The 14,810-nt window shown below is 69.0% G+C and carries 13 protein-coding genes; 1 reads left to right on the top strand and 12 read right to left on the bottom strand.

Annotated features, from left to right (window positions below; all coding sequences use genetic code 11):
• Positions 1–6: 6 nt before the first annotated feature.
• A complete protein-coding gene (locus tag IT371_09350) occupies positions 7–1,437 on the top strand; it encodes a hypothetical protein (protein ID MCC6747850.1) in 1,431 nt (476 codons plus the stop codon).
• Between the two features lie 12 nt (positions 1,438–1,449).
• On the opposite strand, the gene IT371_09345 is transcribed toward IT371_09350, so the two are convergent.
• The 12 genes from IT371_09345 to IT371_09290 all read right to left on the bottom strand — a co-directional run bounded on the left by IT371_09345 (position 1,450) and on the right by IT371_09290 (position 14,807).
• A complete protein-coding gene (locus tag IT371_09345) occupies positions 1,450–2,889 on the bottom strand; it encodes a hypothetical protein (protein MCC6747849.1) in 1,440 nt (479 codons plus the stop codon).
• A 172-nt stretch (positions 2,890–3,061) separates the two neighbouring features.
• On the bottom strand, positions 3,062–4,717 hold the full coding sequence (locus IT371_09340; protein ID MCC6747848.1) for a hypothetical protein: 1,656 nt from the start codon (positions 4,715–4,717) through the stop codon (positions 3,062–3,064).
• Between the two features lie 178 nt (positions 4,718–4,895).
• Positions 4,896–5,744 (bottom strand): sterol desaturase family protein, encoded by an 849-nt coding sequence (locus tag IT371_09335; protein MCC6747847.1) that lies wholly within the window; start codon positions 5,742–5,744, stop codon positions 4,896–4,898.
• A gap of 149 nt (positions 5,745–5,893) precedes the next feature.
• Positions 5,894–6,835, bottom strand: a complete 942-nt coding sequence (locus tag IT371_09330; protein MCC6747846.1) for an N-acetylneuraminate synthase family protein — start codon at positions 6,833–6,835, stop codon at positions 5,894–5,896.
• A 3-nt stretch (positions 6,836–6,838) separates the two neighbouring features.
• A complete protein-coding gene (locus tag IT371_09325) occupies positions 6,839–7,360 on the bottom strand; it encodes a 3-deoxy-D-manno-octulosonate 8-phosphate phosphatase (protein MCC6747845.1) in 522 nt (173 codons plus the stop codon).
• A gap of 31 nt (positions 7,361–7,391) precedes the next feature.
• Positions 7,392–8,222 carry an SDR family oxidoreductase gene (locus IT371_09320; protein ID MCC6747844.1) on the bottom strand — a complete coding sequence of 277 codons (831 nt, stop codon included), beginning with the start codon at positions 8,220–8,222 and terminating at the stop codon, positions 7,392–7,394.
• A gap of 8 nt (positions 8,223–8,230) precedes the next feature.
• On the bottom strand, positions 8,231–9,571 hold the full coding sequence (locus IT371_09315) for an aminotransferase class III-fold pyridoxal phosphate-dependent enzyme (GenBank protein MCC6747843.1): 1,341 nt from the start codon (positions 9,569–9,571) through the stop codon (positions 8,231–8,233).
• Between the two features lie 14 nt (positions 9,572–9,585).
• Positions 9,586–10,491, bottom strand: coding sequence for a transketolase (locus IT371_09310; GenBank protein ID MCC6747842.1), 906 nt, complete (start codon positions 10,489–10,491; stop codon positions 9,586–9,588).
• Positions 10,491–11,372 carry a transketolase gene (locus tag IT371_09305; GenBank protein ID MCC6747841.1) on the bottom strand — a complete coding sequence of 294 codons (882 nt, stop codon included), beginning with the start codon at positions 11,370–11,372 and terminating at the stop codon, positions 10,491–10,493. Before IT371_09305 ends, IT371_09310 begins: the two co-directional genes overlap by 1 nt.
• Positions 11,369–12,184 carry a glycosyltransferase family protein gene (locus IT371_09300; GenBank protein ID MCC6747840.1) on the bottom strand — a complete coding sequence of 272 codons (816 nt, stop codon included), beginning with the start codon at positions 12,182–12,184 and terminating at the stop codon, positions 11,369–11,371. The genes IT371_09305 and IT371_09300 overlap by 4 nt, the downstream gene beginning before the upstream one ends.
• Positions 12,181–13,413, bottom strand: a complete 1,233-nt coding sequence (locus IT371_09295; protein ID MCC6747839.1) for a hypothetical protein — start codon at positions 13,411–13,413, stop codon at positions 12,181–12,183. The genes IT371_09300 and IT371_09295 overlap by 4 nt, the downstream gene beginning before the upstream one ends.
• 356 nt (positions 13,414–13,769) lie before the next feature.
• Positions 13,770–14,807 (bottom strand): endonuclease/exonuclease/phosphatase family protein, encoded by a 1,038-nt coding sequence (locus IT371_09290; protein MCC6747838.1) that lies wholly within the window; start codon positions 14,805–14,807, stop codon positions 13,770–13,772.
• Positions 14,808–14,810 lie beyond the last annotated feature (3 nt).

The raw sequence follows: 14,810 nt of genomic DNA, 5'->3' as shown, positions 1-14,810 counted from the left end.
CCCACTATGCACGGCGCGGAAGAAGCCACGGCTCGAACGGGACGCGGGGCGCGAGCTGGGGCGCACCGTGGGGCGCACCGCGGGGCGCTGCTCTCGCTCCTGTCCTTCCTCGTACTCCTCGGCGGCGCCGCGGTGCACGCGGGGTTCACCTGCGGCGAGGAGAGCACGCCCACGCCGGCCGATCGCGGCGTGCCCCGCCACCCGGACGCGGGGCTACGGGGCGTGGATGCCGCCCTGCCGGTCGAGCTCAGCGACGATCCTGCCCACTGGATCGTGGATTCGAAGGTGCACTACAGGCCGGAGCTCTCCGAGCCTCGCTGGGTGGTCCCTGCGACCGAGCTCCCCGCGGAGGTGCGGCCCCTCGCCGGCAACAACAACGTGGACCTCGAGCTCTTCCAGGGGCGGCTCTACGTGGCTTTCCGCACCTCGGAGAGCCACTTCGCCTCGCGCAACGCGCGGCTCGTGATCGTCTCCGCGCCGTGGATGAGCCACACCGGCGAGTTCACGCTCAGCTCGGGCTCCCCGTGGCGGCTCGAGCACGAGGTGAAGCTCGGGGCCGACGTGCGGGAGCCGCGGCTCCTGCGCGTGGGAGCGCAGCTGATGCTCTATTTTTTCGAGGCGGGGACGAACCCGCTCGCCTTCGAGCCCAAGCACATGCGCCGGAGCACGCGTCTTCGCGAGCAGCAGTGGTCCGAAAGCGAGATCGTCGGCCAGCCGGGGGAGGTGCCCTGGAACCTCAAGGTACGGGGCGGCGTGGCCTACCTGACCTCGTACCTCGGCAACCACTACGCCGAGGGGACCAGCGATCTGAGCGTGCGCTTTCAGCGTTCGAAGGACGGACTGAGCTTCGGCGCGGTGGATCCGGCGCGCCTCGTGGTCTACCAGGGGGGCGTCTCCGAGGTGGCCTTCGAGTTCGACGCCCGCGGGGACCTCTGGGCCGTGACGCGCAACGAGGACGGGGACGCGAGCGGCTTCGGCTCGCACCTCTGCACCGCGCCCGCGGCGAACCTCGGCGTTTGGAGCTGCCCGGCGAAGGCCGACCCCGAGCGCTACGATTCGCCGCAGATGTTTCGCCACGGGCAGGACCTCTATCTGCTCGCGCGGCGCGACCTCGGGGGACCGTTCGATCAGGGCCTCACCGACCTCCCCTTCGCCGAGCAGAAGAAGAAGTACCTGGTGGACTACTCGCTCAGGCCGAAGCGCACCGCGCTCTACCGGGTGGACACGGTCGCGCGGAAGATCGTGCATCTGCGCGACCTCCCCTCGGCCGGGGACAACGCCTTTCCTGCCGTACGCCGCACCGGCGCGCACACCTTCCTCGTCGCGAACTACACCTCGCCGCTCGACAAGACGGACTGGAGCTGGCTCCAGGGCCAGGCCGCGCCCGAGGGGACGCAGATCTACCTCGTCACGCTGACCTTCGTGCCGGAGAAGTAGCCGAGGCGGGCGTCAGTTGATCGCCACCTCGAACCGGTATGGCGCCTTCTTGACGGAGCTCGAGTACCAGTCGAGACGCAGGTAGTAGAGGCCGTCCTTCGGGGCCTTGAAGGTGAGCTCGCGTGGGGCGAAGTTGCTGTGGGTCTCGGTGCACGCCAGCGCGGGCCCGCCCAGGTAGTAGTCGTCGTTCGCATTCGCGCTGAAGTAGGAGCAGCGGTAGGGGTAGCGGTCGGTCGCGCTCCGGCAGTCCCAGTCCTTCTGGCCGGCCGTCCCGCACACACCGTCCTCGGGCGGGCGGTCGAAGAGGGTGAGGACGTAGGCCTCGGGGCTCGTGCCGGGTAGCTCGGCGAAGCTGACCTTCAGCGTTTGATCCTTTCGAAGCGCGACGGCGTAGTAGTCCCAGTCCTTGCCGTCGAGCAGGCCTTCGACCATCGCGCCCGCCGCGACGGCCGTGGCGTTCGGCGCGGCGTTGTTCGGCTCGCGCTCGGAGGTGACCGGCGTGCACGAGCCGCGACGGCAGTTCGCGCAAGGCGTGAAGCGCGTGGAGAGCGTGAAGGGTCCCGAGGCCACGGCCCAGAAGGCCTCGAGCACCCCCTTCGACAGGTGGTCGACGACGACCGTGTAGTTGCCGGGCCCAACGCAGCGCGACTCGACCTTGCCCGTGGTCTGTTCGACGGGCAGGTCTCCCGCGTGGGTCTGGCACCCCGGGCGCAAGAGCGTCGTGCCCCAGAAGCCGTCGGCCTCGAGCTCGAGAGAGAGAGCGCCCGCCGCGGGCACGTCGACGGAGTAGGCCAGGTCTCCGCCGTTGGCGCCGCGCTCGGGACTGCGGAAGTCGTCTCCCGCGTTGGCCGTGTTGCCGGACACAGTGGCGTTCGGGCCGAGCGGCAGGCGGTTCGCGCAGGTGTCGCCTGGCACGATCCAGGGCACGCAACCGGCGCCCTGCGTGCAGGTGGAGCCGGGGGGACAGCGGTCGAAGCCGACGGTCACGCTGTAGGGTCCGCCGGGGAGCGGCGAGATGCCGCCGCTGGTTGCGCTCATGCGGAAGCCGGTGTCGAGGATGAGCTGGCTCGTGCCGGCCTTCACGCAGGTCTTCACGCGGAAGTCCCCCGGGCCGAGCTCCTTGCGCACCATCGCCGCGCAGCCTCCCGTGCCGGACCCGTCGCAGCCGGCCTCGAGGCGCGGGTTCGGGCTCCAGCCGGGAGCGTGAAGCTTGATCCTCAGATACCCGTCGCCGTGGGTAATGGGGTGCGTGGCTCCACCCCAGCCCGGTCGCGAGGTGCAGAGACTCTGGCGGGAGTCGAAGCTGGCCTTCTGCCCCGGTGCGAGCGCGCATGCCGGGTGCGCGGCGGCCGAGCGCGTGGTCTCGTCGTCGGTGGATGGATCGGTCGGGCCGCAGGCGCTCGCGACCAGCGCGAGCAGCAGTGCGGACAGCTTGGGCGAGCCGAGTTGCATGGTGTCCTCCTCGGCGCGCGCCAAGCATCGCGCGTGCCGCGAGAAGGTCGTCACGATTCGGGGAGGTTGCGGCGCGAGGGTCGCGTCGTGCCCAGGGGCGCCTGGGGCCGCTCGCCCCCAGGCTCTCGGATTGTCGGGCGGCGCGGGGTAGGGGCGGACGATCGCCTGCAGGCTACTCGACGGGGAGGCTGTCCAGACCGCCGTACAGCGAGAGGAAGAGCTCGTCGGCGCCACCGAAGTCGAAGGTGCCGTCGTTCAGGTCGTGCCACGCGTCGCAGCCGGCGTCGAGGGCGCTGTTGCCGCGGAGCGGGTTGGTCGGTATGGGCGCGCCCTTGGCCAGGACGGCGTCGCAGCCGGGGGAGGTCACGGTCAGGAGCTCACGCTCGACCTTGTCGCCGCCGGACGGCACGGGAGTGCCGGTCTCGACCCGGTGCGCCCGCACGAGGCGGTTGGCCTGGTCAAACTCGCACGTCGCGTTCATGCCCATGTCCAGGTTGACCATCCCCCCGCCCATCTCGATCTTGCCCAGCCACGACGCGCTGACCGACTTGCCGGAGAGCTTGCCGCTCGCGTCGTAGTTGAAGGTCGTCACCCGCTCGCTCTTCGCCGAGCGATGGTCCTTGAGACCCGGGTTCACGACCGCCAGCGTGCCGGCCTCGGTGCTCACGTCATAGGCGATCGTGCGCTTCTCGGTGAGCACCTTGCCCGCGGCGTTGTAGGCGTAGTCGAAGGTCACGGTGAGCGCCTGGTTCAGCGTCTCGATCCACTCCACCTTGACCGCCCGGCCCTGTTCCACCGTGTAGCGCAGCTCGAAGTCGTAGATCGGCTTGCTGGTCTTGGCCTGCTCGTCGACGAGGACGAGGCGCTTGTGCGCCGGCCGCCCATCGGCGCCCGGGGTCGTCTCTACCCGCAGCTTCTGGTACGAGGGTCGGCTGCCGAGCATCCGGTAGACCGTCGCCGCCCGCTCTTCCCCCGTCGCCGCCCGTTCGACCTCCCAGATGCGGCTCAGCAGGCGGTCGGCCGGGGTGTTTCCCGCGCTCTTCGTGACCTCGCGGTCGGTCAGCAGGAGGCCGTTCGCGTCGTAGGTCAGGGTCTCGAGCATGGACCGCGGATCGGTGGCGTTGACCGTGTTCTGGCTCATCTGTACCGGCCGGCCGAGGGCGTCGTTCTGGTAGAGGAACTTCTGGCGCGGGATGAGCCCGCGCGCGTCGGGATCCGCCAGGAGCTCCTTCAGCTCGGCGTCCTTGTTGGCCCAGGCGATCTCGGGGGAGTGGTCGGCATCCTGGGTGAAGCGGTAGACCTCGGCCTGAAGCGTGCCGTTGTCCGCGTAGTAGGCCTCGCGGATGTTACGCACCTTGTACGTTTCGCCGGCCATCACGCCGTCCACCTTGCGCACCACGCAGCTATACGAGGCGACCCACCCCTTGCGCTTGGCGTAATCGAGGAGCTTGGCGAAGGTGCGCGGCCCGACGAAGGGGACGTTGTCGAGCTCGGTGAGCGAGCTGAAGGTCTTGCGCTCGGACGGGTTGTCCCCGCGCCGGTAGGCGAGGATGTTTGTCGTGGCGCGCCAGCCGTTGTAGCCGAGCGAGCAGAGCCCCGCTTCCTTCTCGTTGCAGAGCGCACGGTAGCTCGACTCGTTGGCCACCTTCAGAATGCCGTCGGCCTCGAGGCTCCCCTCGCGGATCCCGCCGGTGTCGGCCTTGCCGCGCGTCTCGGCGGGCTCGTCGTCGATCGTGGTCACCGGGCTCGAGCCGCAGCTCACCGACGAGACGGCGATCCCGGCGGCGCCGAGCCAGCTCACAAGCTTCCCCTTCTGCGTGCGAAACATTCGTGCCGCTCCTTCGTCGTGGGATTTGCGGCGGCCCTGAGCACGCGGCGTGCCGAAAGGCGACGGCCGGGAAGACGAGTCAAATCGGCAGGAGCGACGCGGAGTGGCTCGCGGGGTCGTTGGCCGATCGGAGTCGCAGGCGCGAACTCGGTCCAGTGAGCGTTGGAGCCGTGGGCCCTTAGCTCTGGTGCGCGGCGCTCTCGGGGGCGCGGCCGGCCGGGACGGCCTCGACGGGAGCGGTGGCCTCGGCGGGCGGGGCCGGGGGGTCGAAGCGACGGAAGGCGAAGAGCGTCTGCCCGATCGGGCCCGTCGGAAACTTCACCTCGGGCAGGCCGTAGGCGGCGGGCTTCTCCCTGGGCAGATAGGCCGTGCCGAAGAGCCAGTCCCAGAGGGCGAGCTTGGTGCCGTAGTTCATCCCGGGGGGCTTGTAGTTCGTGGCGTGGTGCCACCGGTGCATCTCGGGCCCGTTGATGACGTAGTTCAGCCAGCCGAGACGGGCCCCCACGTTCGAGTGGATGAACATGCCCCAGAGCGCGTCCATCGTGGCCTTGGTCACGGGCAGCGCCGGGTGCGCGCCGAGCAGCACCATCGGCGCGAACTCGATGGTCTGGTTGATCATGATCTCGAGCGGGTGCGAGCGCGAGCCGGCCACCCAATCCACCTCTTCGCAGGAATGGTGCGCCTCGTGCAACCGCCAGAGGTACTTGTTCACGTGCATCCAGCGGTGGAACCAGTAGATGTAGAGGTCGTGCACCACGAAGAAGAAGAGGAGCTGGGCCCAGAAGGGCCACGCCGAGACGAGGTGCAGCCGCGAGAGGCCCGTGCCCTTGTCCAGGCTCTCGATCACGAGGCCGATGAGGAGCCCGAGGAGGTAGCTCTGGATCAGGCTGTACCAGACGAAGTCGAGCGCGAAGCCGCGCCGGAAGAGCTTGTGGCCCGGGTCGTACGGGTAGAGCTTCTCGAGGGCCACATAGACCACCGAGGAGCCCATGATGATCCCGGCCGAGATGTAGGCCCAGCTTTGCATGACGCGCGCGCTCCGGCGGAAGGGGAGTCCCCGGAGCTGAGTACGTCGCGGCAGGGGGTGCGTTACGTCGGGGGGGACTGCGAAAGCCGCGGAGAGGCGCGGGCTTGACGCCGATCAGAAGAGGGAGCGCGGGGGGTTCTGCCGGGATATTACAGGCGCACGTGCTTGCCGTTGCCCGAGGAGGGCTTGCGCTCGACGGCGCTGGCGCTCGTAGGCTGTACGCGGCGGAGCTTGGCGCGCTGCGGGAGCTCGCGCTCGTAGACCCGCTTGATCCCGTCGCCGAGGGCGCGCTCGATCTCGCGAATGTTCGAGACCAGGCGCATCAGCCCGCCGAGCTCGACGGAGGCGGCCTGGTCGGTGCCCCACATGGCCCGGTCCAGCGTGATGTGCCGCTCCACGAAGCAGGCCCCGAGCGCCACCGCGGCCCAGGTCGTGGCCAGGCCCACCTCGTGCCCCGAGTACCCGACCGGGCACTCCGGCCACTCCTCGCGGAGGGTCTGGATCATCTTCAGGTTCAGCTCCTCCACCGGGCAGGGGTAGCTCGAGGTGGCGTGCGCGATGAGCAGGTTCTCCTTGCCCACGCCGGCCACCGCCGCGCGGATCTCCTCCATCGTGGACATGCCGGTGGAGATCATCAGCGGCCGGCCCGTGCCCTTCATCTTGCGCAGGAGCGGCAGGTCCGTGAGCGACGCCGACGCGGCCTTGTAGAAGGCCGGCGCGAAGTGCTCCATGAAGTCCACCGACGGCTCGTCCCAGCAGGAGGCGGTCCAGAGGATGCCCTTCTCCCGGCAGTAGCGGTCGATCGCCGCGTACTCGTCGTGGCCGAACTCGATCTTCCGCCGGTAATCGATATAGGTCATGCGGCCCCAGGGCGTGTCCCGCTCGAGCTGCCACTGATCCTTCGGCACGCACAGCTCGGGGGTCCGCTTCTGGAACTTCACCGCGTCACAGCCGGCGAGGACCGCGCCGTCGATGAGCTTCTTGGTCAGCTCCACCGAGCCGTTGTGGTTGATGCCGATTTCGGCGACGACGAAGACCGGATGCCCAACCCCTACCCTCCGTCCCCGGATCTCGATCGTTCCTTTGCCCATGTGTCACCTCAGGTTGAGAATCAGCTCGGCGAAGTCGCGGAACGCTCCGCGCCCCCCCGGTTCCACGCATAGGTAGTGCACAGTCTCTTTGACCTCGGGCATGGCGTCGGACGGGGCGCCGGTCAACCCCGTCTCGCCGATCGCCCGAAGTATACCCAGGTCGTTCACGTCGTCCCCGATGTACGCCAGTTGCTCGACGGAAAGCTCAGTCTCCTCGAGGATGCGGTCCAGGTGGGCCAGCTTGTCCAGGAGCCCCATGTAGAGGAACGTGAGCTTCAGCTTCTCCGCCCGGCGGGCCACGATCGGGGAGCGTTCGCGCGTGATGAAGGCCGTCTCGACCCCCGCCTCGCGCAGCCGCTCGACCCCCATCCCGTCCCGCAGCGAGAACTTCTTCAGCGCCTCCCCCTCGGGCGAGACGTAGACCCCGCCGTCGGTGAGCGTGCCGTCCACGTCCGTGAGCACGAGCCGGACGCGCCGCGCGCGTAGCGCGAGCTCCTCCTCGGGGAGCTGGAGCGTGCCGCGGATCGTGTGGCGGGCCAGGTGCACGTCGCTCACCTCACCAGCAGGTCCAGCCGCCGTCCACGACCAGGTTCGCCCCGGTCATGTACGCCGACGCGTCGCTCGCCAGAAAGACGAGCGCGCCGCGGTAGTCCCCGGGCTGGGCCATGCGCCCGAGCGGCGTCTTGCGCGCGTAGTTTTGCACGAAAAACGCGTCTTGCCCGTTTTCCACGCCCCCCGGCGAGAGCGTGTTCACGCGCACGCCCTTCTCGCCCCAGTAGGCGGCGAGAAACTTGGTCAGCATGATCACGGCCCCCTTGGTCACCGAATACACGGGGGACTTGTGGAAGGCCTGGCTGCCGTCGGGGCGGCGGTAGATCGACTGGTCCGGCGCGACGAGGCCGTAGGTCGAGGCCACGTTGATGATGCTGCCTTCGCCTCGCTCGGCCATCGGCGTGCCGAGGAGCTGGCAGCAGAGGTGCGTGCCGGTCACGTTCACGTCCAGCGCCGCGCGAAACTTCTCCAGCGGATACTTCTCGAAGCGGGACTGCTCGGCGGCGAGCGACGGGTTCTCGAAGCTGTCGTTCACGGCGGCGTTGTTCACGAGCACGTCGATCCGACCGAAGCGCGCGAGCACCTGGTCGCGCAGCGCCGTGAGCTCCTCGGGCGAGGTGATGTTCACCCCGACCCCGAGGCACGGGCGGTCGTAGGTGCGGCCCAGCTCCGTCGCGAAGGCCTGGCAGCCGGGCCCGTCCAGGTCCACCGCGACGAGCGTGGCGCCGGCCCCGGCGAGCGCGTGACAGTGCTCCTTACCGAGGAGCCCGAGGGCCCCGGTCACGATGGCCACCTTGCCGCTGAGCGAGAACTGCGCTTCGACGGTAGAGGACATGGTGCGCCTCACTTGCTCTTGGGTTGGGGCTTGAGGTTGAAGTTCGAGGTCTTGCGGAAGACGGGGACCACCGGCTCGCCCCGGAGCGCGCCGCGCACGTTTCCGTCGGAGACGGCCGCCTTCAGGACCGGCAGGCAGCGCTCGTAGGCGGCGAGGATGTGGCTCACGTCGGCATCGCTGTGGGAGTAGCTCATGTTGTGAAAGCCCCCCCACAGGACGCCCGCGCGGATCAGCTCCTGCTGGAGCAGGGACTTCATCTCGAGGGGGTTTCCGGCCTTGGCGTCGAAGGTGACGATGGTGCGGCAGTCGAAGCCGGTGCAGGCCGTGTAGTCCATCGACAGGCCCTTCGCGAGCGCGTTGTAGCCCTCGCGGAGCTTTCGGCCCTGCGCGGCGAGTTGCTCGCAGACCTTCTTGTCGCGGAGCTCGCTGATCGTGGCCTTGGTGGCCGCGAGCGAGAGCGCCTCTCCGCCGAAGGTGGTGAAGAAGAAGACGTCCTGCTCGCAGAGCTGCATGACTTCCTTCTTGCCGGCCAGGATCGAGATCGGCATGCCGTTCGCGACGGCCTTGGAGAAGGTGCAGAGGTCGGCCCGCACGTCGAAGTATTCCTGCGCGCCGCCGAGGCTCAGGCGAAAGCCGGTCCACATCTCGTCGAAGATGAGCAGCACGCCGCGCGCGTCGCAGAGCTTGCGCAGGTCGGCGAGGAAATTGCCCTTCGGCGCCTCGAAGACGATCGGCTCCAGGATCACGCAGGCCGTGTCGTCGTCGATCGAGTCCGCGACCCCCGCGAGGTCGTTGTAGTTGAAGGTGTAGGTCAGGTCCTGCACCGCCTGGGGGATCCCCTTGTTGCGGTCGGTGACGGAGATGTACCAGTCGTGCCAGCCGTGGTAGCCGCAGCAGAGGACCTTGTTCTTGCCGGTGTAGGCCCGGGCCAGGCGCACCGCGGCGCTCGTCGCGTCGCAGCCGGTCTTGGAGAAGCGCACGCTCTCCACGCCGGGGACGACCTCCTTCACCAGCTCGGCCACCTCCACCTCGAGCGGGTGCATGAGCGAGAAGGTGATCCCGTCGGCGAGCTGGCGCTTGATCGCCTCGTCCACCGCCGGGTAGGCGTAGCCGAGCGAGAGCGGCCCGACGCCCATCGTGAGGTCGATGTACTCGTTGCCGTCCACGTCCCAGACGTGGCTCCCCTTGCCGCGCGCGAGGTACTTCGGCGCGACGCCGCGGACGTACTGCCCGGGGCCCTTGGCGAGGGTCTGGGTCACCGCCGGGATGAGCCCCAGCGCCCGGGCGTAGAGCTTGTCGGACTCGGTGATCGTCGGGTACTGGTCGTTGAAGCGCACGCCGTTCGGCATCTTCATCCCCTCCGTTAGAGCGCCCGCACGATGCGTTGCGCGAGCTTGGCCCCCGTGAATCCCTCGTGCTCGAGCACGTCGGGGAGGAGCCCCGGCTTGAACCAGCGCTCTTCCAGCGCGATGGGCAGGACGCGCGCGCTCTGGCGGTGCTTGAGCATCGTCTCGCCCAGCGCCGAGTAGAGCCCGCCCGTCTGAAAGTGGTCCTCGATCGTCACGAGCAGGCTGCTCTGCTTCGCGGCGGCCAGCACCGCGGCCTCGTCGAGCGGCTTGAGCATGCGCATATTGACCAGCCCCACCGAGAGGTGCTGCGCCTCGAGGAGCTCCTTCGCTTTCGCCGCCTCGCGCAGGAGGAACCCGTAGGTCAGCAGCGTCACGTCCTTGCCCTGCGCGAGCACCTCGGCCTTGCCGACCTGGAAGGGGGCGGTGTGCGGGACGGCCGCCGGCAGCACGTTGTAGCGCACGTACCAGGGGGCGGGATTCTCGATCAGCGTCGGGAGCGCGCCCACCAGCTCGTCCTCGTCGGCGGGGCAGAAGACGTGCATCCCGGGGATGCCGCGCATCAGTGAGAGGTCCTCCAGGGCCTGGTGCGTCGGGCCGTTCCCGTCGGAGAGAAAGCCGGCCACGGCGCCCACGAGCTTCACCGGGAGCCCCGGGATCCCCACGTCGGTGCGGATGAACTCGTAGGCCCGGAAGGCCAGAAACGTGGCCAGCGCGTGCACGATCGGCGTGCGTCCGCGAAGCGCCAGCCCGGCCGCCGCGCCGATCATCGTCTGCTCGCAGATCCCGACGTCGATGAAGCGCTCGGGGATGATGCCCGGCAGGTTGCGGATCGCCGCGCGGTTCTCGGCGGTCATGACCATCAGCCGGTCGCTCTTGCGGGCCAGGTCGATGAGGATCTCTTCGTAGCGTCCGAGCTGCATCAGCGCACCATCAGGGTCTCGGAGGTGAGTTGGCTCGCCACACCGTCGTGGAGCTCCTTGAGGAGCATCTCCACCTCGGGGGCGGTGAAGTTCACGAACCAGCGGTCGGCGCGACGTTCGATCGAGGGGAGGCCCTTGCCGCGCACGGTGCGGGCGATGACCGCCGTGGGCTTGCCGCTCTCGTAGGGCAGGTGCGCGAAGGCCTCCTCGAGCTCGGCGAAGGAGTGCCCGTCGATGGTCTTCACGGCCCAGCCGAAGGCGCGGAACTTCGCGTCGAGCGGCTCGAGGGGGATGAGCTCCTCGGTGCGGATGTTGGCCTGGAACTCGTTGCGGTCCACGATCGCCACCAGGTTGTCCAGCTTGTGCGCCCCGGCCACCAGGCACCCCTCCCAGACGGAACCCTCGTTGCACTCGCCGTCGCCGAGGACGACGAAGACGCGGTTATCCGCCTGCTGGCGCTTCACGTCGAGCGCGATGCCGAGCCCCACCGAGAGCAGGTGCCCGAGCGAGCCCGAGTGGAACTCGATCCCCGGGATGGCGCGGTTCGGGTGCCAGTAGATGCTGTCCGTGGTCTTGAGGTGCTCCTTCAGCCGCTCGCGCGGGAAGTAGCCGAGCTCGGCCAGCGTGCCGTAGAGGGCGGGCACGTCGTGCCCCTTCGAGAGGAGCAGGTAGTCCCGGTTCGGGTCGGCGACCGTCTCCGGCGAGACGCGGAGCACGCGCGAATAGAGGTGCACGAGCAGGTCCGCGCACGAGAGCGACGCGCCGATGAAGCAGCCGCCCTTGGTGGCCATGCGGATGATGTGCTCGCGCACGCGCAGGGCGAGTGCCTCGAGCTCGGCGTGGGGGCTCCGCGCCGTCGGTGAAACGGTTTGCTGGGTCATGAACGCACCTCGGAGCGCGTCTGGCTCGCGCTGATGGTCTCTAGCTCGTGCAGATGGTTCCGGTACCAGTTCACCCCGGCGTAGCGCGCGTTGAGCGCCGTTACCTCGGGGTGGGCCTCGAGGTAGGCCAGGATCTCCTCGAGCGGGAAGATCGGCCGTTCGGGGCGATAGAGCGCCTCGTAGACCGCGGCGAGGAAGGCGTAGTCCTCGGGGTAGTCGATGGTGAAGCGGTGGGTCATCGAATAGTCGAGTCCGCTCTCCCAGGCCACGTTGGCCAGGCGATAGCGCGCGGGCTGCTCCCAGAGAAAGGGGGTCGTGTGCTCGCGCTCGAGCGGGCGACGGGCCTCGCGCCAGGCCTCCTCGAGCACCGGGAGGGGCATCACCTCCACGTCGTTGCCGTCGGGGTAGGTGGCGGGGTGCAGGTTCGAGACGAAGTCGAGCTCGCCCGGGCGCGCGAGGTACGCGGCGAGGACGCGGTCGATCACCTCCGGGTCGATGAGCGGACAGTCCGAGGGGACCTTCACCACCACGTCGGCCTCGAGAGCGCGCGCGGCCTGCACGTGGCGGTCGAGGAGGTCGGTCGGGTGCCCGCTGTAGCAGGGGACGCCGAGCGCGGCGCAGAGGGTGCGCACCGGGTCGTCGCTCGCGTCGGTGGTGGTGATGACCTGCAGTACGAAGGGCGTGCGCGCGGCGCGGACGCGCTCGAGCATGCGGGCGAGGAGCGGCTCTCCCGCGAGGGGGAGAAGCACCTTGCCGGGCAGGCGGGAGGAGCCCGTGCGGGCCTGTACGAGCACGGCGATTCGCGGGCTCATGCGCGGGCTGTCCTGGCCCGGTTCGCCGAGGGCTGCGGCGGGGCGTTGCCGTCGACGTCGTCTCGGGCCGGGGCGGTCTCGCGGCTTGCGGCGTCCTCGCGGCTTGCGGCGGCCTCGACCGGCGCCAGTCCGAGGAGCTCGCGGCAGACGTTGGCGATCTTCCGCGCGGCCGACCGGTGCTGGACCGGCATCAGGCGCCGAACGTCGTCCAGGTCGAAGTACGAGTGGCACTCCTTGCCGAGCGTCATGCCCACGAAGACCGTCGAGGAGTACTGCGTGATGAGCGCCTCGCAGTTGGCGATCATGTGCTCGGCCACGCCGGAGGTGTAGACGAGGGCGCCGGGGGCCTCCTCGTTGATCTCGCGCACCGCCCGCGGAAAGCGCTCGTTCGGGTGCAGCTTGAAGATGAGCTGGCGCCCCTTCGCGATCTCCACGCAGCGCCGGATGAAGCCGCGGCGGTCGTCCCGCTTGAAGGTCTCGCGCGTGTCGGAGGTGCAGACCAGCACGAAGCCTTTGTAGGGGAAGTCGTTGTCGCGGAAGCGCTCGATGTTGTCGAAGTTCGGGATGCCGGTGACCACGACCTTTTTCGGGTCGGCGCCGCGGGCCACGACGTGGTCCTTGTAGCCCTCGCTCGCGGCGCAGAAGCGCTCGTAGACCCCCGAGAGCCCCGTCATCGAGGTGCCGGGGAACCAGCGGGGGAGCCAGCGGAAGCGGTAGCAGACGCGGTAGAGCCAGTTCTCGGGGTCGAGGATCCCCTCCTGCACGGCGACGAGCGGCGCGCCCATCAGGTTGCCGGGGATGACGAGGTCCGAGCAGGTGACGACGAGGTCGTAGGGTCCGCGCCGTCCGTGCAGGTCGAGCTGGAGGTCGTGCCCCACGAGGTAGTTCATCGCGACGCGCCGCCAGCGGTAGCCGGCGATGCTCCACTCCTGGAAGTGAAGCCGACGCCAGAGCTCCATGATGCCGGTGGCGTAATAGGGCGTGTACCAGCAGTCGCAGTCCGAGAGCTGCTGCCCCACCTGGTGCATTTGCTGCGTCTGGTTGAGCGAGCCGCAGATGAAGAGGACCTGCGGTTTGCGTCCGCCGGTGGAACCGGGCGAGTGGTAGATCACCTCCCCGTTCGAGCCCGACGTGCGGCCGTGGCCATTGCCGTTCGCGCGGGCCTTCCTGCGGGGCAGCGGGTCGAGCGAGATTTCGACGCCGGGCTTCGAGGTCTTGAGCTTCCCCATGGTGCTCCGACTTTCCGCGTCAAAACCGAGCCTGGCTACCACGAGCCCGCCCGGTCAATCAATCAAAAAGGGTCCGACCAGCCCTGGTCGGGCACACGACGCCGAGCGATATAGCACGGCACATGCCACGCGGCCGTGCACCGTACACAAAAATGTCCCATATCATAAATGCTTAGGTATTTCAATGATCTGTGTCGGATCAGACGCCTCTCCGCGCGACCACCAACTCACCCAGGTTGAGTTCGGGTGTCGTCGGGCCGCCTCAGTGTGCGGAGGTAGGTGCGTAGCGGCGTACGCGGTAGGGGGCAGGGGTCGCCCGCGGGCCAGTGGCCGGCAGCCCGGCCGACAGTCCGGTGCTACGGGAGCTTCAGCTCGGCGATGACGGGGCGGTGATCGGAGAAGTCCCGCGTGGCCGGAAACTCGCGCCTGAGGACCGCCGCGCGGGTGCTGGCGAAGAGATAGTCCAGCCGCCGCGTGGGCGCCTCGCTCGGGAAGGTGAAGAAGGCGCCTTCGTTCGCGCGGTACTCCTCGGGGGTCACGAGCTCGCGCAGCGCGGAGAGCTTGCGCAGGATGGGCAGCGTCTCGTCTTCGCGATAGTCGTCCTCGGGCTCGTCGGGGAAGCCGTGCTTCTTCTGCGCCTCGGGGGGGGTGGTGTTCAGGTCTCCACCCACCACGAGCAGCGGGTCTTCGGTCGGCAGGGCGTGCAGCAGGCCGACCAGGGCCTGGGCCTGCTCGGCGCGGTTCTCCTTGTCGAAGGCCTCCAGGTGGTTGTTTACGACCCAGAGCTGTTTCTGTCCGACGGCCAGCCGCACCCGCTGCGTGAAGCGGAAGAGGTAGAACAGGTTGTAGTACCAGGCGTGGCGCTTCGGCTTGGGGTGCAACGTGACCAGATTGGCCCGGATCGGGTAGCGGCTCAGCACCGCGCCTCCCGAGAGGACGCGGCCGTAGTGCCGGCTCGGTGGCCAGTAGGGGTAGGGGACGTAGTTCGCGCGCCAGGTCACCGCGCGCGCGGTGTAGCGCAGGCCGCTCGCCTCGGCGAGCTTCGCGATCTGATCGATGCGGTGGCTGCGGGCGGCGTCGAAGTCCACCTCCTGCAGGAGCAGCACGTCCACCTTCTTGGACCGGATGAGCGCGCCCATCTCCTTCAGGCGGCGCTCCACGACCTCCTTCGGATCGGGGTCGTTCTTGGTGTTGTCGGGGTTCGGGCCTCGCGCGTAGGCCATGTTCCAGGTCATGATGGTGAGCTTCTCCGTCGCGGGTGCGGCGGGGAGGCCCACGACCGGCGCCTGATCCACGATCTCGCCCTCGAAGTGGCGCGGGCGCTGGATCCCCCCCGCGGCCCAGAGGAAGAGGCCGGACAGGGTGAGCGTGAGGACCAGCAGGGCGATCAGCATGCG

It is taken from the genome of Deltaproteobacteria bacterium (assembly GCA_020848905.1).
Classification (GTDB): Bacteria; Myxococcota_A; Polyangia.
This window is presented reverse-complemented; position numbering and strand designations above follow the sequence as displayed.